The organism is Enterobacter cloacae complex sp. IR5459, assembly GCF_049238005.1.
Lineage (GTDB): Bacteria > Pseudomonadota > Gammaproteobacteria > Enterobacterales > Enterobacteriaceae > Enterobacter > Enterobacter hormaechei_C.
In genome coordinates, this window is sequence record NZ_JBMKIG010000011.1 from 92,449 (window position 1) to 115,972 (window position 23,524).

The 23,524-nt window shown below is 42.1% G+C and carries 23 protein-coding genes; 11 read left to right on the plus strand and 12 right to left on the minus strand.

Features of this window, described 5'->3' with window-relative positions; all coding sequences use genetic code 11:
* Window positions 1-2: 2 nt before the first annotated feature.
* The 10 genes from trhV to ACOTX4_RS20410 all read right to left on the minus strand — a co-directional run bounded on the left by trhV (window position 3) and on the right by ACOTX4_RS20410 (window position 8,948).
* Window positions 3-953, minus strand: a complete 951-nt coding sequence (gene trhV / locus ACOTX4_RS20365; RefSeq protein WP_001022588.1) for an IncHI-type conjugal transfer lipoprotein TrhV — start codon at window positions 951-953, stop codon at window positions 3-5.
* Between the two features lie 9 nt (window positions 954-962).
* Window positions 963-1,715 carry a protein-disulfide isomerase HtdT gene (htdT, locus tag ACOTX4_RS20370; protein ID WP_182911723.1) on the minus strand — a complete coding sequence of 251 codons (753 nt, stop codon included), beginning with the start codon at window positions 1,713-1,715 and terminating at the stop codon, window positions 963-965.
* A gap of 118 nt (window positions 1,716-1,833) precedes the next feature.
* Window positions 1,834-2,316, minus strand: a complete 483-nt coding sequence (locus tag ACOTX4_RS20375) for a hypothetical protein (RefSeq protein ID WP_000377632.1) — start codon at window positions 2,314-2,316, stop codon at window positions 1,834-1,836.
* 7 nt (window positions 2,317-2,323) lie between these two features.
* The gene (gene trhB / locus ACOTX4_RS20380) at window positions 2,324-3,679 is read right to left on the minus strand and encodes an IncHI-type conjugal transfer protein TrhB (protein ID WP_000351841.1); all 1,356 of its coding nucleotides are present in this window, start codon (window positions 3,677-3,679) and stop codon (window positions 2,324-2,326) included.
* A complete protein-coding gene (gene htdO / locus ACOTX4_RS20385; protein WP_000521242.1) occupies window positions 3,669-4,130 on the minus strand; it encodes a plasmid transfer protein HtdO in 462 nt (153 codons plus the stop codon). Before htdO ends, trhB begins: the two co-directional genes overlap by 11 nt.
* Window position 4,131: 1 nt before the next feature.
* Window positions 4,132-5,403, minus strand: a complete 1,272-nt coding sequence (locus ACOTX4_RS20390) for a TraK domain-containing protein (RefSeq protein WP_000592092.1) — start codon at window positions 5,401-5,403, stop codon at window positions 4,132-4,134.
* Window positions 5,403-6,191 (minus strand): TraE/TraK family type IV conjugative transfer system protein, encoded by a 789-nt coding sequence (locus ACOTX4_RS20395; RefSeq protein WP_000783153.1) that lies wholly within the window; start codon window positions 6,189-6,191, stop codon window positions 5,403-5,405. The genes ACOTX4_RS20390 and ACOTX4_RS20395 overlap by 1 nt, the downstream gene beginning before the upstream one ends.
* Before the next feature lie 11 nt (window positions 6,192-6,202).
* Complete coding sequence (locus ACOTX4_RS20400) at window positions 6,203-6,553, minus strand: type IV conjugative transfer system protein TraL (RefSeq protein ID WP_001447770.1); 351 nt, start codon at window positions 6,551-6,553, stop codon at window positions 6,203-6,205.
* Between the two features lie 17 nt (window positions 6,554-6,570).
* Window positions 6,571-6,924 (minus strand): hypothetical protein, encoded by a 354-nt coding sequence (locus tag ACOTX4_RS20405; RefSeq protein ID WP_000423602.1) that lies wholly within the window; start codon window positions 6,922-6,924, stop codon window positions 6,571-6,573.
* Window positions 6,925-8,072: 1,148 nt separating this feature from the next.
* Window positions 8,073-8,948 (minus strand): RepB family plasmid replication initiator protein, encoded by an 876-nt coding sequence (locus tag ACOTX4_RS20410; protein WP_000594611.1) that lies wholly within the window; start codon window positions 8,946-8,948, stop codon window positions 8,073-8,075.
* A 476-nt stretch (window positions 8,949-9,424) separates the two neighbouring features.
* Here ACOTX4_RS20410 and ACOTX4_RS20415 point away from each other — a divergent pair, with 476 nt between their 5' ends.
* The 4 genes from ACOTX4_RS20415 to ACOTX4_RS20430 all read left to right on the plus strand — a co-directional run bounded on the left by ACOTX4_RS20415 (window position 9,425) and on the right by ACOTX4_RS20430 (window position 12,499).
* Complete coding sequence (locus tag ACOTX4_RS20415) at window positions 9,425-10,477, plus strand: hypothetical protein (RefSeq protein ID WP_001065778.1); 1,053 nt, start codon at window positions 9,425-9,427, stop codon at window positions 10,475-10,477.
* A gap of 19 nt (window positions 10,478-10,496) precedes the next feature.
* Window positions 10,497-10,697, plus strand: a complete 201-nt coding sequence (locus ACOTX4_RS20420) for a hypothetical protein (protein ID WP_000594930.1) — start codon at window positions 10,497-10,499, stop codon at window positions 10,695-10,697.
* Window positions 10,694-11,410, plus strand: coding sequence for a zinc finger-like domain-containing protein (locus tag ACOTX4_RS20425; RefSeq protein WP_000838219.1), 717 nt, complete (start codon window positions 10,694-10,696; stop codon window positions 11,408-11,410). The genes ACOTX4_RS20420 and ACOTX4_RS20425 overlap by 4 nt, the downstream gene beginning before the upstream one ends.
* A gap of 234 nt (window positions 11,411-11,644) precedes the next feature.
* Window positions 11,645-12,499, plus strand: a complete 855-nt coding sequence (locus ACOTX4_RS20430) for a hypothetical protein (protein WP_000970401.1) — start codon at window positions 11,645-11,647, stop codon at window positions 12,497-12,499.
* An 8-nt stretch (window positions 12,500-12,507) separates the two neighbouring features.
* On the opposite strand, the gene ACOTX4_RS20435 is transcribed toward ACOTX4_RS20430, so the two are convergent.
* Entirely contained in the window at window positions 12,508-13,320 is an 813-nt protein-coding gene (locus tag ACOTX4_RS20435; RefSeq protein ID WP_001121574.1) for a DNA adenine methylase, read from the minus strand.
* A 369-nt stretch (window positions 13,321-13,689) separates the two neighbouring features.
* Here ACOTX4_RS20435 and ACOTX4_RS20440 point away from each other — a divergent pair, with 369 nt between their 5' ends.
* From ACOTX4_RS20440 to ACOTX4_RS20460, 5 genes are all read left to right on the plus strand, one after another.
* Window positions 13,690-14,853 carry a hypothetical protein gene (locus ACOTX4_RS20440; RefSeq protein ID WP_000114860.1) on the plus strand — a complete coding sequence of 388 codons (1,164 nt, stop codon included), beginning with the start codon at window positions 13,690-13,692 and terminating at the stop codon, window positions 14,851-14,853.
* A 247-nt stretch (window positions 14,854-15,100) separates the two neighbouring features.
* Complete coding sequence (locus ACOTX4_RS20445) at window positions 15,101-16,792, plus strand: DUF4942 domain-containing protein (RefSeq protein WP_000096325.1); 1,692 nt, start codon at window positions 15,101-15,103, stop codon at window positions 16,790-16,792.
* The gene (locus ACOTX4_RS20450; RefSeq protein ID WP_000070862.1) at window positions 16,789-16,965 is read left to right on the plus strand and encodes a hypothetical protein; all 177 of its coding nucleotides are present in this window, start codon (window positions 16,789-16,791) and stop codon (window positions 16,963-16,965) included. Before ACOTX4_RS20445 ends, ACOTX4_RS20450 begins: the two co-directional genes overlap by 4 nt.
* Window positions 16,966-17,025: 60 nt before the next feature.
* The gene (locus ACOTX4_RS20455) at window positions 17,026-17,469 is read left to right on the plus strand and encodes a hypothetical protein (protein ID WP_001805248.1); all 444 of its coding nucleotides are present in this window, start codon (window positions 17,026-17,028) and stop codon (window positions 17,467-17,469) included.
* A complete protein-coding gene (locus ACOTX4_RS20460; RefSeq protein WP_000535423.1) occupies window positions 17,456-17,737 on the plus strand; it encodes a hypothetical protein in 282 nt (93 codons plus the stop codon). Before ACOTX4_RS20455 ends, ACOTX4_RS20460 begins: the two co-directional genes overlap by 14 nt.
* Before the next feature lie 57 nt (window positions 17,738-17,794).
* On the opposite strand, the gene ACOTX4_RS20465 is transcribed toward ACOTX4_RS20460, so the two are convergent.
* The gene (locus ACOTX4_RS20465) at window positions 17,795-18,421 is read right to left on the minus strand and encodes a hypothetical protein (protein WP_000966518.1); all 627 of its coding nucleotides are present in this window, start codon (window positions 18,419-18,421) and stop codon (window positions 17,795-17,797) included.
* 372 nt (window positions 18,422-18,793) lie between these two features.
* Between ACOTX4_RS20465 and ACOTX4_RS20470 the strand changes: the two genes are divergently transcribed.
* Window positions 18,794-21,250, plus strand: coding sequence for an Ig-like domain-containing protein (locus ACOTX4_RS20470; protein ID WP_001232713.1), 2,457 nt, complete (start codon window positions 18,794-18,796; stop codon window positions 21,248-21,250).
* A gap of 1,107 nt (window positions 21,251-22,357) precedes the next feature.
* Window positions 22,358-23,446: an IncHI-type plasmid replication initiator protein RepHI2 gene (gene repHI2 / locus ACOTX4_RS20475; protein WP_000159528.1), complete on the plus strand. Its 1,089-nt coding sequence runs from the start codon at window positions 22,358-22,360 to the stop codon at window positions 23,444-23,446.
* Window positions 23,447-23,524 lie beyond the last annotated feature (78 nt).

Consider the following 23,524-nt stretch of genomic DNA (forward strand, 5'->3'; position numbering starts at 1 on the left):
CCTTACAGTTGTCTAACAATGCCGTTCGAAGAGACAGCTTTAGTTGCTTTTTGTTGCTGCTGCATATTTTCCCGGGCCGCATCCTGTACTTCTAAAGGAACTATGCGAGCTGGGTTTGAGGTCGAATTCTTGCCAGCAATCCATGTTTGCGGTTTTACGTTGACATAAACGTAGCCGGGAAGATTAAGCGCATCGTTATCATCGGTATAAGGTGCAAAAGTAATTCTCATTACTTTCCCCTGTTGCAGAACAGCAAGTGGTTCAGGAGCCACTACAGCTTGTTTATAACCTTGCGAACGGTATTGCTGGATCTGCCCAGGGTTGAGAGTCGGGTTAACGGGCTGGCCATTGTAAAGAGAGTACATATCCTTACCAGGGCTGATATCAGAATTAGGTGCAACGTAGCGTGGGGCATTTCCAGCAGAAACCGGATAGCTTGTTTGTTTAACGACTTCCGCAGCCGGATGAACGAAAGGGTTACCAGTTGAAGAGGCAGTGCTATAACTGCTAGTCATCCTTACGTTTGAATTAACCGGTACACCAGAAATAGGCCGTGGTCCAATGGATGAAGTAGGGGCACCCATTTTTAAAGTTTTATCGTACATGACAGGTAACTGACCAACTGGCTTAATTTCGGTTTTTGAATAAGCCACAGGCTGATTTTTAAGGGTAGTAGACTGTGGATATTTGACTTCCCCTGGAGGGCTAATTTCAGTTGGATAACGGCTGTCATTGACAGCCGATTTCTCCTTTCCCGATTCCGACTCTTCCCCCGCCAGTGCAGACAGATCATCTCGATTATTAGTTAACTCCATAACTTCGCGAGGACCTTTACAGATAACGCCCTTTTCAATGCCTGGACATTCGGATTCGGAACTACCGATGGAGCACCCCGTAAGATATGAGGATGTACCTACAACCAGAGCACTGAGTACCAATCTTTTGATGTTCATAAACTAGCCTTAATTTGTCTCAAATGGATTTTTTAAGAGAGGTTCAACGCTTTGGTTCAACCAGTAGTCGAAATCTTTTGGAATGCCATTACCAGCCAAACCATCCTGTCTGACAACTGAAGGTACACCCTGCAATTTATAAATTCCTGCGAGCATCAATGACGCTACCAAAGGTTCCGCCGGACATTCTTCTGCTTCTTTTTGAGAGAGCAATCTTTTTTCAATGTCGGATTTGCTTCCCATTAGCCAACGAAGAATATCGAGGTTGTTTATTTTTCCTTTTTCTTTACTACACCAGAGCCTTCTAAGCTCTTCTTTTGGCTCACCGGGTGAGGGAACTAAAACAATATCTATCCGATACTTGTCCCGATCTGCATAGAATTTCTTAACAAGTTCCATGCAACCGTCACAATCAAGTGTTATGAAAATGGCTGCTTGTCTTTTAAGCTTTGAATTTCCCAGAGGAATGGACGCTACAGTTTCCAGAGGGAAGGGGGCCTCATCAAGACTAATAAAATAGGAATTCCTGATTTCTTCTACAGTCAGAACAGGTTTACGTTTAATTACATCAACAAGGCTTCCCCCAGTAAGGGAGTATCGGCCATCGGTCGTTACTGCCATTAGCTGCGAACGTTCGTCCTGAAAGAGGTATAGCCCACCAGAAGGAATGTATATGGCATCCTTAGGTTTATATCCTTTCATTTTTGATAACACACCCGAGATCTGACTGGGTGAAACGCCACCTTCCTTTGCCTTTGCCATTAACGCAGCAGCATCACTATTAGTTAGGACCTGCTCTGAAGCATAAGTGACCGTATTCGCCATAATGGCGAAAGCCGCCATTAAAGGGAAAAGTAACTTTTTCACTATTGGGTGCCCTCTACTTCTTTGCATTATAAGAACTTGATTGTACCGCTTCAGAGCTATCTTCAAGTTCCATATAAGTGACGATTTCAACACTATCCGGTACAGTAACGGCAAGCGTTGCATCAATAATTAAATAGCCACGGTCACGGTAGATCTTCATTAATGTTCTGAAATATTCTTCGAATTGAGATCTATCATTGTCAGCAGTACGGCCTCCGTGATGCTTGAAAAATTCCTTACGTAATTCAGGCATGTCAAGCACTGCAATCTTGTACGAAGGCTGGGATTGTTTATTGAAGTAATCGTAAACATTCATAAAGCCTTTATAACCATAAATAATGACCAATACGGCAAAGGCGAAGAAAAATAAATACTTCAATATTTTTTCAATATCAATTTCGAAGGTAATTTTTTTTGTTGTCCTTTCTCGCACCATTTTTTTAGTGATTTCAGGTCCAGCTGATTCAGGCGATTCTTTTTTTTCTAAACTATCCATTTAAACCTCAGCGACTGGTCAGATTCGTTGGAATTGTAGTTCCGGTCTGAACGACAAATGTAATAGCTCGGCCAGGGCTAATTTCTACGATTGGCCACTGTTGTTCTGCAATTGCGGTGTAGTAATCGACGAGTCGATTAAGACCACCTTGAGCTGCACCAGCCCCGGCTAATGCCCCAAGTGCACCAAAATTAGGGGACTGATACTGAGCCTGTGAATTAGGGTCGATGTTAAGTGAAGATACCTTACTGGGACTTAAGCTACCGGCAAGTGAAGAAAGTCCACCGGCAAATGCAGCTCCTGCAATTGCGTTACCATTTCGGCTGATAAGCGTGCCTCGGATCCCATTTTTTCCGTCATTTTCACTTACAGCATATGCTTCCAGTTTTACGTCAAAAGCTTTCCCTTTTGAATTAACACAAGAGATAGAAGTGGCACGTATGTAAGCACGCTGTGACGCCAGATCACCAACAGCTGAACCCAGAAGATTACAGTCACGCAAATCCATGGTGAAATTATTGGGCATGATGACATCTTTTTTAATACGCATCGTTACTGGCATTGGTTCTGATTTGGAAGAAAGGCTTGTAGGCGCTTCAAGCCCGGTAATCAGAACACCAGTGATAATAGATGTTGCCGGAAGAAACATTTCATCTTTTCGGGCAGCATGCCGCGCTTTGCTATCAACTGGCGCAGTACCATCACCTCGTACAGTCCGAGTTGGCGCTTTATCTCCTGCAATGACCTCTCTGCCTTCCTTGATTCTGTTTTCAGACACGGGCATAACCTGAATGACACCATCGGTACCATTAGTCTTAATGGAACTTTGTGTGATTGTTCTCATTGGGCTATTACGCGTAGGTGTGATAGAAGCGTAATTAGGGTTTACGCCATTAATCGGCGCATTAGCATTAAGCTGATAAGGAGCTGCCGGTGCCTGCTCATTAATCGTTTTACGCGAACTACCAGCATCCAAGTTACGATTGCCGTTTCGATTTGTCTGCATATCATTAATTTGCTGAGACAGCTGCTGAAGTTGAGAAGTTAAACTTGCAACTTGGGCTTTAGTTTCCTGTTGGGCTTTTTCTGCTTTTTCGCGGTCCTCTTTCGCCGCATTTTGGTCAAGTCGGTTTTGCTTAACCATTTCTTTATATACTTTCTGGCTTTCTTCATTACTCAATTTGTTCATTTGCGAATCATCTAACAACAAATTGGTCTGCATGTCTTTTTTCTGTGTTTTCTTTTCTTTCTTAACTGGTGTGGAAAAAATAGACTGGCTAATAATATAAACAATCACTACCAGCAGAGCGCCAATAACAGAAAGTCTGACGGTCTTATTTTCCCAGGCCTTTTTAATGTCCATGATTAGCTCCACTTGTAGGTTTCTGGAATCGTTTAATTTTTAGATTTCGTTCGCTGTCAGACATCTGAGGAACGATATAGGGTTCACCTGCTCTGGCCCAGTTTTCACGAACAGATGGATGATTCATTTCAGCTTTATCTATCTGGCTCGTTCTAGATATTTCATGTTTGTAATTAGGTTCCAAAACGTTACTTTTGTGATAGTCAAAAGCATTCTCCTCATTAATATTGCCCTCTCCTACAAATTTATCAATAAGAGTTGGATCGTTCATTATTACTGTCTGAACGGGAAAAGCGTTACTGCCATCTTCGATACTAATGGGTGCGTCCGGAACGATTAATACACTCCTTTTTGGTATATATTCTGACCTGTAGTAAAAGCTGGTTAAAGCAAATACGACAAAACCAATCACGGTGGCCCCAAGCAGAGCAGGCAAAGTAACTTTTCCCATATTATTTTCTGATTAGACTTGGTCTGGTTGTAACCCGGGCCTCGCGTTCCTTGAACAATTTATCCCGGACTATGTAAAGCTCTGTTTCTTCTCCCGGTTGCAGGTATGCTTTATCAAATAAAGCACTTGCAATAACGCCTTCTGCCATACACTGCTGATCAGCAACGATTTGACCGTATGGTTTATCGTTTTTCACAAGAATTACATCAATAAGTTCACGTGAGCCAACCAGTCTCTGACCGAGCTTTGCATACATATTAAAGTTACATGGTGACTGCTCTGGCGCAGGAATACGAGAAAGTCGGTCCTGTTGTAAACTGAATCCTGAAGGGACCTCACCAAGAGCCACAGGAGTCAATAAATCAATGATTCTTTGTTTATGATCGTCTTGTTTTGGATCCGTTGGAGCCAGTTCTTCTGACTGGGAGCGGGCCAACATTTCCTCATAGTTTTGCTTATCCAATGAGGTTTCACGTTTGGCTTGCATAGATGGGCTTAAAGATGTAGTAACTGAAATCATCGCACCGGGAACATCAAGCGGTACCAGGGTCAGGTTATAGGTCGATTCAGGTACCTGATCTTCAGACAACATAATCCCGATTGGTTTATCGGTATTAGTTGAAATAAAGACATCGCCACCATTAACAAATATGCTTGCCTCTTCAGCAGGGGTAGAAGTACTGACAGAAGCATTCTTGAAGCTGGTCGATATTCTGTTTTGAAGTCCTCGTGAAACTGGCAGTACCACATTCCCACCAGGCGGCACATTTACACGCTGAACTTCTTTATATCGGTTACGAGCTTCGACATAAAGTTCATCGGCTTTTGACGTGGCGGTCGCATTGGTTGCATTCTGCTGGGAAGAGGTACCTGTTGGTCTCCCATAGCTATCAATTGCACCAGATCGGGTCTGTGCGTCAAATCCGGGGAGACTAGGATTATTTGATAATGCTCCAGTAATAGCGCTTACCGCAGGCGAAGCATTGCTGGCTGGGGAAAGTTGCACGGTAGGGAGATCAGTTGTAGGTTTTTGTCCCTGCGCATTACCGGCTTCACTAAGGTTTGTTTGTGCACCTGACTGTTCAGAACCAGCTTGACCCGGAATAATGGCTTTTGCAGCTCCATTCTGAAATCCGTCAGCACCAACTGGCATTACAACCGGGTTATTAATTGTTGCTGGCAATTGGTATTCTTCAGCGATTACGCAGTTCGAAGTCGTGAGCATGATCAATGCTGTAATTGCGTTGAAGCCTAAGCCCTTTTTTTTAATCATCACTTGTTACCTGTAGACGGTGGCGGATTATCCAGCGTTGCCAGTTGCTCTTTGCCGTTTATCGTAATTTTTTTAATATTCGGTGTTCCGGAATATTGATTTACATATGCAATTCTTGGGCGACCATTTTTCATCCCGAGAACCCATTCATAAGTCCATTTCGATGATTCAGTTTTGTCCGGAACATTTACAAGTCGAGTCGTTTTGGTACCCCAGACATAGACCATGTCATTTTTTGGATCAAAGTAAATATCATTAGGCTTAAAGGTCTGCTCAACACCACGAGCCTGCATGATATTTATCTGCTCCTGTAAAGACTCACTCGTTTTAGCCTGTAGTTCAGGTGAAAGGGCATCGAGGACATAGGCCGTCACAAAGGAAATATTAGTTGGATTAATATTCCCTAAAAGGGTACTAAAAAAGAGAGCCCATTGTGTTTTATAAGATTCCGATGCTTTGTTACCAACAACCGTGATCTCTTCATTCATGTTTGGAGGGGTAACAATCGTCACTGGGTCAGTGAAAAAAAGAATCTTTGCAACCAATAACCCAATGACGGCTATTGAAACAGTATTAATGCGGATAAGTTTTGTATCACGATTAATCAGGGCGCTGTATGTAATTCCAGCACCTGACGCTTCAGCTTGTGGGCTAAATCGTTTTTTAATGTCCAAAAAACGTCCCTTAGCACTTTCATCTTTCTTTACGTATGACTGTTCAAGATCACCGTTTTCATCCTTTTTAGATTTTTTGAAAAAAGGGATGTTAATGCCACTTAGCATTTTCATTCATAGCTCCATCAAGAATACAAATCTCTGATAAATGGATCGTTGAAATAACGGCTACTAAAAACTGCTTTACCTGGCAAAAAACCGAGCCACCAGAGTTTGTGTTTTAGCAATCCTCTTATTCCTGACTCAGCTGCTTTGTTATACGCAATCCAATACACAACCGCTGCTACAACAGAAAACCCGAAGCATTCGAAGATATTCCCAAATGCAACCAGAATGAATGCAAGCCCTAATTTTTTGGCATCCCAAAACAAAATCAGTAGAGGCATGTTGATCCTGAAAGGGAATCTATAGGTATGCTGAGGAACGTCGTTCTGCTTACTCATTAAAAATCCAGAGAGGGGGATGAACCCCCTCATGCATGATTAACAATAAATTACAGCGGTACGCCAGCATCCATAAAGGTGCTGATAATTTTCTCGCCGTTGGCCATTACCAGCATCATGAATAATGAAACCAGTGCCAGGCCCGGGTTAGGCTTAAGGACAGAGAAATATACGCTTGAGATCAACATCGCGGCTGCCAGAATTTTGCCCGGAGCTCCAGTCATACTTTCACTCATGTATGACCAAATATCTCCCAGTGCCCCATCATCTGAACCCGCATATGCCAGACCGCAAAAAAGCACGGTCAGCAGAACAAACAAAATCACTTTTGCGCTTTTTGTTTTAAAAAGTGCAGCCGTGTTAGATTTCTTTTCACTAAGGCCAATATTTAAAGAAAGTTCCATAATTACTCCGTGTAGATTTGAGTTCACGTAAACGCGAATGAATAATACTTTTTTATTCCGATCCTTCCGTTCGCATAAACCCCCTTTTTTTAACGTTTAGCGATTGGTGAATTTTTAAGCAAAGGGCCTAAAGCATAATCTTTGAAAGGTACCAGTGAACGCTTAGTAAAAGTTTGAAAGAGGGGAGGGGGTAAGATTACGTTAAGCTCAATCCTGAAGCTGATGAGACTCCTCAAGCATAAAAGTCACTTTTGATGGTTTGAAAAGCTCTAACTAGATATCGGGCAGGTAACTAAGCTTCATATCTAATCTTTTTTGTTCCCTTATTATCTATCTCTTGATTCTGAGAAGGCCGCATATCACTGTGCTCCCTGGTTCGGCAACTATCAGTTGGAGAAACTACATACAATCCTCGGGCCGGTGCGTCATTCATCTAAATGCCTTTTACACCTCTGGGCGTGAGTGGGACTTTGTCTTGTCCATACGAACATCATTCATTCGAATGCTTTTGGCCAATGCTATTTAAGCAAATGCTTTCTGGCTGAGTCCTTTTGCGAATGAGTCTTTGATATAACTGCATGAATTTTGGGTTGTTTGGTGTACTAACAAAACAAAGGCATTTCTTTGAATGCCATTGGAGTTGTGATGCTTCTGATATTTTTTTGATCTCATATCAAGCACATAGTCCTTCTGATGCCCAATGTCATAGATGTCTTGGACCATTCTCGCTCTTAACAAAGCTGAACTGTGTGTCATTCGACCTAATGCCATTCACCAAAATGCCTTTTTATACCACTGCATAGCTATGCTCGGGATACAGTGGCAAACAAAAGCATTTCAATGAATGAATTTTTGGGATACCGACATCAAAAGCATTTGTATGAATGTAAGAGGCGTAATCCACAAAAGGCATTCACGTGAATAGAGTGCGCACGAAACCATCTTGCTCAACGGCATTTAATGAATGGGCTAGCATGTACGCTTGAGTCAGAAAGGCATACAGATGAATAGTCAGGAGTTCGTTTGAAAAGTTACTTTTTTGCACATTAAGCCGAGATGTAAGACCAGTAGTAAAAGAAGCACTAAGCATAGCACTGATAAATAACTTATTTTTCAGCAGGTTATAACCAGTGCATACCAGATAGCTTTCAACCTTGTTTGGCAAGGGCCAGCTTAGGGCTTCTTTTGAAGATCTGAAATTGTATGTCGCGACCTTTCTTAACTTCTTGATAATCGAGATATCCGATAGATTCAAGTTCCCGCATTGCTTTACGAATTATCTGGTTTTGCGTACGAATAGGGGTTGTAAGAAGCAACCTTTCCCTCAACCGTTTCATATTAACGAACAACGTACCAGCTGGCATTGCTTCAAAATAAATATAGAGAGATTGCGCAGCTTCTTTTTTAGCCAAAATGTATAGAACCTGAAGGCTTAACAATGTCTTATGGTCGTAACGATACAGTTCCCACATAGAAGGATCCCCAACCAGCTCAACAGTATCGCTTTTTGGATCAATCATAGCCTTCTGCACCAGATGCGTTACTGTGAACCGACCACTACGAGAGTCTGAGAAGGCAAGCACTACCGATGCAAGGTTCATTAATGACTCTTTAAAGCGCGCACGAGTTCGTTTGTTGATGTTTGTTGAACTGATACCACACATCTTCGCAAACTCGTTAAAAGTCAGGCTAATCTTCTCGGAAGTAAAACCATATTTACTGAAAGCCATGATGATCCCGAGCCAGCACTTAAAGTCGGTAGACATAGATAGTTTGACACCAGTTATCTTGATGTCGTCATAACCCTCCGATCTTGCAATTTCCATACACGAAAGCTCATCAGAGGCATCAACTTCAAAGTTTCGGTCGCGGTTTTCTTTTGTGCCGACAGGGGTAAATACACTCAATCTCAGCAGGGCCACGGGCTGAACCGACTTGGACGAGTTAGGCGTCAGTTGATAAGTCTTACCTGATTCATTACTGGTTACGTCAAAAGGATGGATTAACTCGTTGTTTTTAATCATTAACTTAACTCGTCGGTGATAAGATTTTCATTTGGCAAACTGTTTATAACATATTCTTGCAAATGCTTTTTACGCATTTACCTAAATGCCATAAGCATTCCAGTAAATGCCTTCCTTATTCATTCAAATGCTTTTCGCATGCATCCGAATGCCGGATCCTTTCATAAAGTTACTATAATCAATGAGTTAAAGATGCCGTGATCTTTACTTGAACTCTATTGATCTTTAGTGATCTAAAGAATTGATCTAACCTGTTGAAAACAATGATAAGTCCATATAAAACAAGGAATAGCGCTCCTTTATCAATATCTACAGATCGCAAACGGAAATGAAAGTGGGTTTACTATCATTGTTTTATTCAAGACAGTTTTTATTTTAATTTTATTAAGCAAATTTTTTGAGTTTACCTTTTAGATGTATCAGCCCTATTTGGCAAATTTGAGGTTCATGTATCATGTAGTAAACAGGAGGAAGATATGAACAACAGCAAACATACAGTCATTGAAGTGGATACTAATCTAGTTGAAATTGAAAAGGGATTTAATCCCCGAGAGGCGGTAATCGGAGATTTGTGTTACGAACAAGAACCTGTCAAATCGATGATTGTGTCAATCAAACAAGCCTTTAAGGAAGGAAGGCAGGTTGATATGATCAAGGTCGTAAAAAGAAAAGGTAAATATTTAGTTCGTCAAGGTCATACTCGTTTTCATGGCTTAAAATTAGCAATTTCTGAAGGTGCTAATATTCCAAAATTATCTGTTATCTTAATCGATTATAAAAACGAAATTGAAGAATACCTTGAGAACCTCGATGGTAACAGAAGCAATGGGCTAAATCCGGTTGGGCAAGCTCATGCATTAGCTCATGCTGTTAGTCTCGGGTATTCGGTTGAAGAACTAGCAATGCGATATCAACGATCAACTACCGCAATTCGTAATATGCTAAAAATCCTTGATATGCCATTAGAGCTTCAACGTTTGATTAGCCTAAATCTAATCAAAAAAACGCTCGCCATTGAAATAATGTTAAAATATTCCAACGATCACAAAATGGTTTTAAAACATATAGAAGGTTTCTTACCTGGCGTTAAGAATATTGAGACTACAACGAGCAAAATTGTAGGCATACCTGAACACAATGCAGCTGGAGCAGGACCAGACACCTTAAATAAAGGCGGACCAGAAAAGAAAAATTCGGCAGTCACACGTAAGACTTTGGGTATTAAGCGCCTCTCGCATAAGAAAACAGAACGGCTAAAATCTGAATTTCTTGAGCTTGTGGAAAGTACACATACGGAATCTATAACGAATACTCAAACAGAACTAAAATTTGGTAGAGATAGTGCACACTTGTTCAAAAATGTTGATAGTAAAAATGTAATATTTTCTGATGATGGTGTTCAAATAATCTTGAATGATGAAAAGCTAAATATTTTATTGTCTTTACTTAACGACGAAAATACAGCAATCATTCTTTCTAAACCAAAATTAGAAGAGCTTCTGGAAATTCGAGATCTCCTTAAGGAATAAAAAACCGAGGATTAGTTGAGTGATTAAACCTATAAAGCTGACTCTTATCGATAATTATAATGATTTGCTTCTAACTCATGAAGTCCTTAAACGCAACATGGAAGAGTTAGAACACGGTAAACGTTTTGACCAATTTCCTGAAGGGCATGACCACTATGAAAAAACTGTGAAAGAAGCTGTAGCAATCGTAGAGGCACGTTTGGAGGTGTTTCGAAAATGAAATCTCTTTTCTTTACTCTTGATGGTCATATGGTACCAGCCTCAGTGAATGTATCCCTTAACGGAGATGGAAATTATTATGCACCTATCGAAAGAGAATGTAACGAATGTGCGGGCACAGGCCACAAAGGGGCTGATGTATGTGAAAAGTGTCATGGGGTACAAACAGTTGGACCCATTATTGAAAAATTAGTGGTACTAGAGCCAATTACCTTTCTCGATAACATTCCGGAACTGCGTGTTAACCCAACACTCGAAGCATGGAAATCCAGAAACCACGTACTTATTGAGAAAGCAAAAAAGGCTAACACTAAGTTTTCTAATAGTATATTGGCGCAACTAGACAATAACCGTTTTTTGACAGAACGCCAGCTGGATTGTTTCTTTACAACCTTTGATGTGATGTTGTCTGAAACTCCGGAAAATGAACAAGAAATTTTAAAACATAGCTACAATATCGGCCAGGTCATAAGCATTGAACTAACATTTACTGAAGTCAGGGCCGCGTACGCAAAAAGTAAAGGGAGTTATTTTTTTACATTTACTGGTAAAGTTAGAAATGACGGGATCGCTTTAACGGCCGATAAACAGGATCACATTTTATTGGGTGAACGTTATCATTTGACTGGAAAAGTCAGAAAATTCTATGATTTTGATTCGAAAAATTATGCTGCAATAACAGTTTTTAAGTTAAGTAAACTCCAAGACAGTTAAATGTTTTACTGCTTAAATATAGAGCCAAGACTTAAACTGTCGTTAGGACTCACTCACGTAATATTGTTGCTTACGCAATGGGTTTTATCCCTCATAAAGATCTGCGAGTATAAATCTTTTACATTTAAATTCCCCTCTATCACAACCTTTTCAATAGTAAAAAAATGATAATCTTATTAATTATAATTTTTAATTTTTTGTATACCAATACCATACAGTTAAGGCTAAAAGGTGATGATGGAGATGGACTTTAAAATGCACAATGATCTGGGTCTCGGTTTCATTTGTAAAAATGCAAGAACATCGTCAAAGCCAACGTTAAGAAAAGTTACTTTTCCGGTAAGCGCATATGAAACGTCTAAGCTTTCTTTAACCGGTTTTCAATGCCCCACAGCCTGCCGATTTCCTTTTTTTGTGCTATGCATGATAATCCATAACCATCTTTCGTCTGCATGCCCTATCAACCAAAATGAATGTTCAAATCATATATCGCAATTTTCTATCGACATTAAAGTACAAGATTGGCTTAGCCGTTCAAGAGTAGCGTTTATTGATTTCCATAATCTAAGAAATACAGATAAAACCACATTAATAACAGTGGAACATCTTGAAGCTTTACTTACTGTTATGTCAACTACTCTTGTCGCTTACGCTCCATATTCAAAAAAGAGACTTAACTTTAGCTTTCTAAATTCATTTACTTTGTCTAAAACTTCTCAAAGTTACACATTAACTTTCCCGGTAGTTCTCAGTCCGCTTTTAGATGCTCTTGGCGGTTTCATTCAGGAATGCATAACCGAAAAATTGTTAAAACGACGAAATTCGAATTTCATGGTTTACGAGTATCTTAAACGTTCAGGCCAGAGCTCTCATAAAGTGGAGGACATTAATAACGACTTACAGCTTAAAACTCTAAATATAAGACTTATGAGCGTCCTTACTGGGCTTTCTCAGCAAGGACTCATTTCATTTATTTGCGAAGGAAAGAGGGGCGACCGGAGAATAGAAGAGCTTCAGTTTATACCTTATGTTCAACGAACTCACCCTGAGGTATTAACTTTTCAGGAATGGATTAGCCCCGTTGATTAGAATTAACTCTATTTCAGCACGGCCAGTATTTCTGTTTCCGTTTTCCGTGTATTTGGCTTACTTCCTACGGATCGGTAAGCGCTGAGTCTGTGTATGACGAATCCACGCTCTTCATAGAGGCCCAAAGTGAATGGTGTCAGGCTATTTGATATCGCAACAGCAGCGCCTTTTCTGTGAGCGTCAACGAGCATATTTGCTAACAGCACGTGGTCGCTTTGGCTGAACGGTTTACCATCGTAACTGACAAAACTAGTTTTGCTTGTTTTGTCATATGGCGGATCACAATAAATCTGATCTCCTTCGCCGGTTGCGGCCAGAGTCTCCTCAAAACCAGCGGTGATCAGTTCAATACCTGAAAGACGAAATGAAAGGTAGTCTATTTTATTGAAGTCAAGCTTCAGTTCTGTATGTTTCCCCCAGGGCACTGAATAGATTCTTTCTGAGTTATAGCGGCACATACCGTTATAGCCCAGGCGATTCAGGGAGTAAAACAAAGCCGCTCTTTGAAGCGGTTGACCAGAAATACAGGTTTTGTTGAAACGGTCCCTCATCTCATAGTAGTCCTTTTCGACAAAGGTTTTATCCGCTAGGTTTTGGACCTGATTTATAAAGTTAGTTTTCTGTCTTTGAATAGTCCTGTATAGGTTGATCAAGTCTGGATTGCTATCTGCAAGCAATGCATTTTGTGCAAACATGTTCAGAAAAACGGCACCACCGCCTATAAAGGGTTCTACCCACCGGCAACTATGATCGTGTGGGTAGTGATGGCTGATGAAAGGCATCAGTTTCGTTTTTCCACCAGCCCATTTGATTATCGGCATGTGTCTGAGATGTCGAGTCAAAGTGTCTATACCTGAGAGAGAAATTTAGGTGCTGGTATCGTACCTAACCACGGGCTTTAACTAATAACTTAGGGAGCAAAAAAAAGTTGTTTAAGACGCACAGTTTTGACTTTCAGCATTGCGGATTTATAAGATTTTTCCTCACTGATACCTGAACTTTATGTTTTGGATTTATGTCTTTGTTTATGAAGCGATTTTGATGCCATCACAAGAAATGGGGAGCCCTCTTTTTTTGTGAAAAATCAGAATAGGCTCAAAAAGTACCTTTTTTGCGAAAAATTATGGATTTTTTTTTCGGTAGTATCCCCGCTACGCAGAAAGTAAGCAGAAAAATGTAACGGAGCCCCTATGAGTGTTTTACTGACAGAACCTACACAGCAAGCTAATGACAAGGTCTTTAAAACGGCCCATGTTGCCTTTTCAGTAGTTACTGGCACAGGTCGTTACGTCACTGGGCTTAAACAGTTCCGTGATGCAAACCCTGAACTTTGTACTGAAGTAAGTGACCAGAAAGCATGGGCTATCCACCCTTCAGTAATTCAGGTCACGCCAGGCTTCAACTCCCGCGAAATGGGAATGGGTGACGATTACTATAAGCTCCCTGAGGTTGAAGAACACATCTACAACATCAAGAATGCCTACATTCGAGGTGACTATGTAGACCCTATCCGAGTACGTGTCATTGATGGGGTACCTTTTGTTCGCCAGGGGCACTGCCGTTTAAAAGCCGCAATGATGGCATGTGATGAAGATCATGACATCACAATCCTTTGCGTTGAGATTAAAGAAGATGAAATTGGCTGTGAGCTCGCGACCATTGATGGTAACCGTGGTCTTGCGCTTTCTCCTGTTGCGCTTGGCGAGTCCTATCGTCGCCTACATTCTCTTGCTGGCTGGTCACTCGAACGAATTGCTCAACGTGAAAATAAAAGCCCGACGACCATCAGTTCTCTTATCCGCCTGACAACCTGTTCTGTTGTTATCAAGAAATGGATTCATGCTGACGCTATTTCGTATGTTAACGTGCTTTCACTGATCGATGAGCTCGGTGAAACAGAAGCAATTTCACGTATCAAGAAGATGATCGCGGAACTTGAGCAGGCCGATGCGAATGGCATCACGGTGAAAAAAACCCAACATGGTCAGGTACGAGTCAGACCTTCAGACTTCAAGCCAGCACGGATTCCGCCGGTTATTGCCACAAAAGCCGTAGAAGGCGTCAAACTCATCACCACCAGCTTATTACAGAAACTGGGGGATATTGAATTGCCGGAGATGACAGATTCAAGTGCTGACGAAGAAATCAACATTACGTTGAACCGCAGTACTCTGGAGATGCTGAGAAATCTTTCAAAAGAGATCACAGAATCAGAGAACAAGCAGCTTCGCCGTGCGGAGAATCGTCAGGCAAAACTTAATGGTGAGAAGCCAAAATACCCACGTAAAAAAAATGCTAAGAAGGCAGGGGAAGAGACCGATCAGGATACTGACCCACAGCCGGACGCAGAATAATTTACTTTTGGCAAAGTGTTGGTTTTGTCAGAGTCATTAAGGATTCAGGCTTTTTGCCCGCCTTTTTTAAACCTCCATGTATCGTTCTTGCCCCGTTTATGCGGGGCTTTTTTTTTGCTTCTTTCTATGAGTTGACATCTTTAAGTTTTATTCAGAGACATAAAAAACTTTTTCGTGTCACTGAACCTATTAGGTTACAGAGCGACGTTGCTATCCTGGTAAAAGTTTTTTCTAAAGGACCGGTAAAATGTCATCTCTTGATTCTGAAGCTAAACCCGATAATGCAGGTCACAGCGTACTGGCTTTAACAACCTCTCATAGCCTGGTGGTTAGCTCTTCTGAAACATTTCTTCCAGATATGCGCAAAGAGCTCGGCATTATCGCGGATCTTGTTGAGTCCTATAATGATGAACTCTGCTTGTTGAAACACATGGCTGTCCAGTTCAAAACCCACAATCACCAGAAACTTTATTCTTATCTCTCAGGCTACAACCACAGTATCTCTGAAGCGGATGCCTTGTTCGCGGAAAACGCTCTGAGATCTGAATACTGGAAACGCGTTATGGCACTCACTGATGTTTTGCCTATCATGTCGGATGCCAAACGTAACGAATGGGATAAGCAGTTTACGGCCGACCGCTATATTATGCCGCCTCAGGTGATCCCTGATTTCACAGCTGACGCTGTAGTAGGCACAGTCGTTGCTTTGCTTAATGACCGCAATCAATTTATTAAAGAAAGGGTTTACGACGTCTTCCAGTCTCTGAGCCGCAGTCATAAGACAAACAAAGCTTTTGGGTTCTCCACCCGCATGATCACTACCGGAGTTTGCGAGCCGTCTAAATACCCCTGGCAGAAATTAAGGGTGGATTTTAAAGAGTCTGGCATTTCACCACTGAGCGAGCTCCGCGTTATATGCGCATTCTTCCGTGGCGAACAGGTGAAGGCGATCCATAACACCAAATCATTGGTTGAGGCGTTGGTCGAACATGAGGGGTTCAGAAAATGGATCTGCATCGATGGCAACAGTATTCGTTTCAGGGTTTACAAAAATGGATCAATGCATATTGACGTCCACCCTGATATCGCCGAGCGGCTTAACAATATTTTATCAGCTATCGTACCGCTGGCATTACCTGCCGACCGCATGGCTCATAGCAAGAAATCTTTGGAGGCATTCCCTGTACTTAAGCAGTGCATCGACTTTGATACCCGGATGCAGCTTTCTGAACTAATGTTTAAAAATGACGGGGACAATAAATGGAGTTGCTGGACATCTTTAGGGTCTCTCGCCGAACGCAAATCTTCGAGTGTTGCCGCTGACACCCTTCGGTTCTTAGGGGCAACAGTAACAAAATACGATGTGACATTTTCCTATGATCCGTGTGAGGTTATTCGTTACATCGGCCAGATAGGGGAGATGCCTGATATTGTATCGCATCAGTTTTACCCTTCATCTTGCCGAATCAGCGAATATGTATATTCCCTGCTCGGTGCAGGGGAAGGGGATACCCTCCTGGAGCCTAATATTGGCCATGCGGATTTGCTTAAATCATTCCCTGCCGGTGTGATCGTTACTGGCATCGAGCTTGATACTTTGAATTGCCTTATCTCCCGGGCTAAGGGATACGATACGACAGAAGCTGACTTCCTCACATGGTCTAAGTCTAATCAACAGAAGAAGTTTGATTATGTCGTGATGAACCCACCTTTTGCCGATAACCGGGCCAGGCTGCATCTCCAGGCAGCTGCATCTCATCTCGCAGCCGGGGGATCTCTAGCAGCCGTTCTTCCATTATCTCTTCAGGGGCTCGATAACCTTCTGGGGGAAGAATTCCGGACGGAATGGATGGACGTTTTTGAGAACGAGTTTGAAAACACGACCGTTTCGGTTCGCATCCTGTACGCCGAACGTATTCAACAAGAGGAAGTCCTATGAGCAACCAACCCACCAGCCTGCCAGAAGAAGATATTGAGTTTGTTATGGATACCTTTCAGAGGAGCATGGGTAAATCCAAACCTGTCAGGGATACTCAAATAGAGGGCGAGAAACCGCAAAGTAAAGAGTCCGCAAACTCAACTGAAAACCCCGGTTATGAAGAATTCTTTTAATTACGCTCATGATATCCTGGTGCAGTTATTTAGAATGATATTTGAGGGATGGGGGACATTGTGATTAAAAGGCGTAACATTCGACGATCAGTTTATGGATTGCTTATTGTTCTTATCGCCGGAAATGTGTGGTTAGGCCTTAGAGCTGATAAAATTCATAAAGTGCGTTATCAGGATTTCTGGTCACCGGCAACTGTGATTAAAGTAACTGTAATGCCTTCAACGAATGAAATCCAGCTCAGTGGTAAAATCCCTAAATCGGTAAGAGTTTCAAACAATTATGTTGAGTACTCGTTACCGGGCACACTCTCGGACAAGACCATTTACCGAAGCGTGTTAGAAGATGAGATGCTCACTTTGCTTAATGCTGGAGGTCAACTTGAAGTTAAATACACTCTGGACAAGCAGACAAATCGAACTAAGGTATGCACTAAGTGCTTACGGGTGATTAAAGATATTAACCATCAATATTCAGCCACTGAGGTAAAGCATGGGCAGTCCTAAATTTGAAATTGCTGAGCAAATTAAAATGTGGATCGTTGTTTATCTAGTTTGCTTTTTAGCACTTTACTGTGTGTTAAGCGCTCTACATGCGCTTTATGATCCGCTAAATTTACCTGCCCTGACGTGGCCTATCAGCTGGTTCGTGGTGCCTGAAATGACAAGTTTTGGCAGTGCATTATTAGCTTTTGTCCTAACGCCAGGCCTTTGCTCTATAATTGCTGTTTTATTCGGTAAGTCTACCTTTAAAAAAGCTAAAACAAAAATATAGAGTTAATTAGATTGGTGGCTCAGGTTTATAAAACCTCTCACTAGAGAGGTTTATTTATTATTTTTGACTGAGATTAACAGCGTTTTCCATAAATGTATCAATAACAACCGTAAGAGACTGGCTGGTACCATGGCTATACTCAGGCCAAGGTAAAAAAGGATATGAAGAATACGCCATCAACATGATACTGGTTGGGCAACGCCAGTCCGTTGGAACACCTTTACTGTAATGGACAATCATAGCCGGGCGACTACAATCAATATCTCCAGCGTTTTTATCGAGTACGAAAGTAGCCAGAACGCCGGTGTCCTTCTGGGATACGAAAACAAGGCTGTCAGTAAAAATAAAGGCCATTAAGGAAGAGGCCAGGAAAGCGCCAGTAAATAAGGACTTCTTCTCTTTCCAAACGCGTCGAGCATATAACCCCATTAGCGCTACCGCTGAAACCATTCCGGACCACTGAGCACCCAAAGAAAAATCTGTTACTGTTTTAGATGTCATACTTTCATTAATAGTAATCATTGCGACAATGAATGGTGATGCAATTCCAAGTGTTGCTAGGACTATCAGCGATATTTCAGACCGGTTTTCTTTAGCGGATCCTTTACTTATTGCAGACATTGCTCTGAACATAACGAATGTACTGTTGAGCATCAGAAAACAGCATAAGAGCATGTATAACATTGGGTTTCCTCAACCTAGAAGTGATGGTTACCCTGTTATTTTACATAAATTTGACTCAACAGATGCTTTTAAAATCTCGCTTCCTTGAATTTAAAAACATATCAGCACAATTGGCAAACATAAAGGAGCAGCGTCTATCAAAAGTTACTTTTATGATTGGTTGAATACTCATTTTGAAGGCTAAAATCCAAAAAAGTGGGTACAAAAAGTTACTTTTGCGTCATCCAGATGCACTGCCGCCATTTTGCATTCTGTACGTTGGTTGCTTTCTCACTTGATGTCTCTTTTAACAGGCAAATTATCACTTTATCCGACCGGACCTTGTAGGCTGAATCCGTAGAATAAGGCTATAACCTATTCCCGGAGCATCATATGCGTAAAACTCTAATTGGCTGCATGGTTGCAACTGCCCTTGCTACTGTATCTTCGGCACATGCTCAGGTATTTAGCTACTCATTTACAGATACCAATAAGGCTGTTCGGAATATTAAGCCTGCAACACAAACATATCTTAATCCCGCTGGTGTTTTGACTCTGAACTTGATATCGGGTCTTGATCGGTACGAGCGAGTGACGGTCACACGAGACAGCGATAAAAAGGTTATGTATTCCTCCGTCTCGACCAAAACGAGCGTTGCAGATCGTATCGTTGCTGCCGATGGAACAGAATACTATGGAAAGGATATGGTTCTACCGGCGCTCGGAGAAGGGACCTTTACTGTAGTCAATGAAACTCTGGATATTCGCCAGACTGTAGTGAGCACATCTACTTATCATTTCATCGTTGATACAACTCCTCCACGCTATAAGAGTATTTATCCGAGTCAAAACGCAGGTTACGACATGGTACTTTCTGGGCCACTTTGGGAGTTGGGCCGAGGCGGTAGTGGCCAGTTTTCTATATTTGCAGACGGTATTGAGGATGCTAGTGGAATTGCCAAGATCCGTCTTGTCATTAAACGAAGTAATGGTTCTGTGGTCTCCGACAATAACCTGAGTTATGACACAGCCAATAAACGTGCGTTCTATCCGTGGATTAAAGATATGAACACCCAGGCTGGCATGCCCTCAAGTGATCTTGATGAAGAATTCACCTTCAATTTCATCGTTACGGACCTGGCAGGAAATACGCTTAACATTCCTCCCCAGCGGTTTTTATATGACGATCAAATGGGAGAATTTACGCCATTTGCAGTTCATGACTCACGTGTAAGCACCAGTGTTGTACCCGGCATTTCTTCGGGATACGTCCCGTTTAAACGAGGCCTTACAGTGCTGGAAAACCCCTACAAGTTGGTTATACGTATCCCAAGAACTAACTGGAAGCCATATCGAAATGGTGGCATGAGCATTACCAATAACTATGGCGGAGTACAGGTCCTTTCCGAAGATGCCACCTATGTCTACGTGGAAGTTAAGCTGCCACAGGGTGCCTTAGATGGAAACTACTATAGACCTGTGAATACATATCAATGGTCTGGAGGAGATCTTGGTCAGTATGCCAGCTGGCTCAACTGGGATCCTGCCTCTGTAAAGAGTCCGGCTTGGGGAAGTTCACCCATAGAACGACAAAAGGCTGATGGAACATGGTTCAACAGCGTAAACTGGAACCTGTTCAAGGCATCTGATATGCCTATAAAACTTACTAATATCCGGTTCAATGTACAGGCTAGGCCATATGATCAAAAAATCACTGGCGGAGCAACATGCAGTATTCCAGCTGGCTCAACAACCTGTACCGTCTCTTTGCCCCAGGATATTATAAATGGCACTACCGGCTATCTTCATAGTGGCTATGAAGTAAGGTCAACCACCGAAGCAACCTTCTTTGCCCCTATATGGGAGAATATAGCCTGGCATACACTGGGTCCCTCCGTCACTGGATTTGATTACATTGAAACCACCAACATTCTCCAGGTTTACGTGAATCAACCTGGAGATGGTTCATATTTCGACCATGTTTATGTAAATCGAGTTTGGTTGTCAGATAAAAACCGTAACAACGCAGAAATAAGCGTAACCGGCAAACAAACAGGTAGAAATATGGCGTCTGGGAACTACACGTATGAGTTCAACATGAAAGAGGTACCAGAAGGCAGTTATAACGTGGTAATTAATGCCCAAGATACATTCAACAATACCGGTAACCTCCCTTATCAAACTGTTGTCGTTGATAATACAGCACCATCTGTAAGTATTAGCTACGAAGGAAAACCGATCAGCAAAAACGTAACAGTATATGGGCTGGAGAACGTCCGTATACAGCTCACCGATGCTCTAACTAAACCATCCTTAAGCCGTATGACTCTTCGCGGTGGCCCTGTTTCTGATGCGGTGGAATTGTCTTGGGTGAATCTGGGAAACAACCTGTATGCACCTAATTATCCCAAGATCTTTCCGTCTCTTAATGAAGGCGAAACATACACTCTCACAGTTCAGGCCAAAGATGAGATGAACAACGTTAAAGAAAGCTCAGTCGAATTTAACTACCTTCCAAACAATCTCGTCAGGCTAGAGAATCTGAAAACCTTAGCTGTCAATGCTTCTCTCAAAACATCTGACAATACTCCTCTGGCTGTTCTGTATGCCAGCCAGCTGCGTAAAAAGGATGGTTCAATCGCTACAGGGCTTCAGGACGCAGTGCTTACTGTCCGTAAGGACGCTGCATTCGGCGTGACTGTAAATGGTGTTTCTGCGATGCCAGGTGAAAGCAAAGAGCTTCAACTGGATTTGGGGCTCGGGGACAGCCGTAGCTTTCCTATTTTCCCTGCTGTATCCGGCCTTACAGGCAGATCTGAGTTCATGATTAACATTGAAGAATTAAAATAAAGCAGGGCTGTTTTGCTGAAGCACAACGGCCGTCTTCTGATGCGCCGTAGCCCATGTTGTTGCAAATCAGTCCGACGTTCATTGCGTAAGTAACGCTTACTGCGGACCATGGTAGTGATTAGACTCACTACCATGGTCATTTCACCACATATCTTCTCTGCATTGCTCTTGTTGGGCAGACTAGTAACTCGTCACTAAATTGCAGCTTTTGTCTTGCTAAGTCGCTGGTATAACTGCACTACGAAATCGTCAAAAGATTTTATCCCTCATGTAGATCCAATAAATGATCCCAAAGGTGCCAGAGAGTACAAAGAAGATCCCGGTACGCTGTAGGCCGCATGGTTACTGGGCTGGAGCATTGTCACTGACAACAGTAGCGACATAAGTGACAACGGGAGTGACTTAAAAGACAATGGTAGAGACTATTTCGACGTTGGTAATGATTTTAAGTGACAATGGTAGTGAGGTTAGACTTAAACTTCCACTGTAAGGTAAGGTGACTCGCATTATTTAAATAAATTATTACTTTCAATTACTTGCGACACGAGTCTGCATGTATGCTTCTATTTCTCAAAAATTTATCCACCGAAAATGCCTGTGGCTGTGATTTAGCTTTGACGACAGTTTTTATCAGGGAGGCAAGTTGAGACCTGTATAAGAACTAAGCATTTATTTATCCCCATTTTCCACAAGGTAGTTCCAATAATTAGTACCTTAGTGTTCCTGATAGATCAAAAGAGATCCCCGCTGCCTCCAGGCCAGACGGCACAAGGCCTGAGACGTGATCAGTGACAACAGTAGTGATTATTTTGACATTGGTAGTGATTATTATAACGTTGGTAATGAGTTTTTTGACATCAGTAGTGATCAGAGCGACAATAGTAGTGACTTTTCATTAGATCTTTTTAACTTGATCTGATCCGTTGTTGATAAGAGTTGCAGGTCATTGTATGCAAAGAGTTTTTGCCAAGTTTTAATGAGTGGAGTCGTTTTTTTAGGTAGAACTTATGCACAGATATGGATCATCACAATGATCCATCCAGTGACATAGAGTTCGCTGGGGCTTACTATTCACCAATCTGTTTACACATTCAGTGATAACTTATTATGACTAAAGAGAAAGATACTGAGCAGCAGGACCTGGTCACCAGGGCTTTCTCTGTTAGAGAGAAAGAATCAGGTAAAGACATCATTTTGCGTCCTAACAGCAACCGTACGGTGCAGTCTATTGCTTTGATGCGGCTCGGGCTGTTCGTCCCATCACCAAAGAGTGTGGGGCGTCAAAATCGGGAATATAAAACGGTTGGCTTTGACGCAACGAAAGAGTTACAGACGCTCTCTTTAATGGAGAGCGAGGGGTTCACCAATATTTCAATTGTCGGTGAGCGTCTTGATATGTCAGTAGATTTTAAGACGTGGATGGGCATCATTCGAACCTATGCCAATCATCCGATTAACAATGACACGATAAGCTTAAAATTCACTGAATTCCTCAAGCTATGTACGCCTGAAAATTATCGCTCATCTACAGCGTCCAGAAAACGTATAGACGCCTCCTTACGCAGGTTAGCATCCGTTACCTTGTCGTTCACCAGTAATAACTCGTCCAAAGTCTATACAACGCATCTGGTACAGTCTGCCCTGTTAGACCCGGAATCAGATCAGGTTGTCCTTCAGGTTGATCCTAAGATTTTCGAGCTCTATCAATACGATCATAAGGTTTTGATGCAGCTGAAGGCAATTAAGGAGTTGGCCAAGAAGGAAAGCGCCCAGGCTCTCTATACGTTCATAGAGTCATTACCGCCAAATCCTATACCGATATCCCTTACTCGGCTGAAAAATCGTCTGAACCTCAAAACACGAGCAAATAGTCAGAATGCTACCGTGAGAAAGGCTCTTGAAGAGTTGGCATCGATAGGATACCTCCAGTACACCGAAATTAAGAAAGACGGAAAAGTATACTTCCAGATTCATAAGCGGGATCCCGATCTGAATTTGAACAATACTCAGCCTCCTTTAGAAGTGGTTGAAGATGAAGAAGAGAACTCAGGGTCTTCTGTTTTAGAAGGTGAGTTATGCCCACCAGCTGACCCGATAGACGGCGATGATGTTCTTACCGTCCATGATTTAACCGCTGAAGAACTGCGCTATATTCGTAGTCTTCGAAGCCAGAAAAAGAACAGCAACGCCAGCTAAAGTTAACCCGGCGGTTCAGGCTCCGGGTGCTAAATTACTTCTTCGATTTTCGTTAGTCCCAGCCCGCTCTTTCACGTC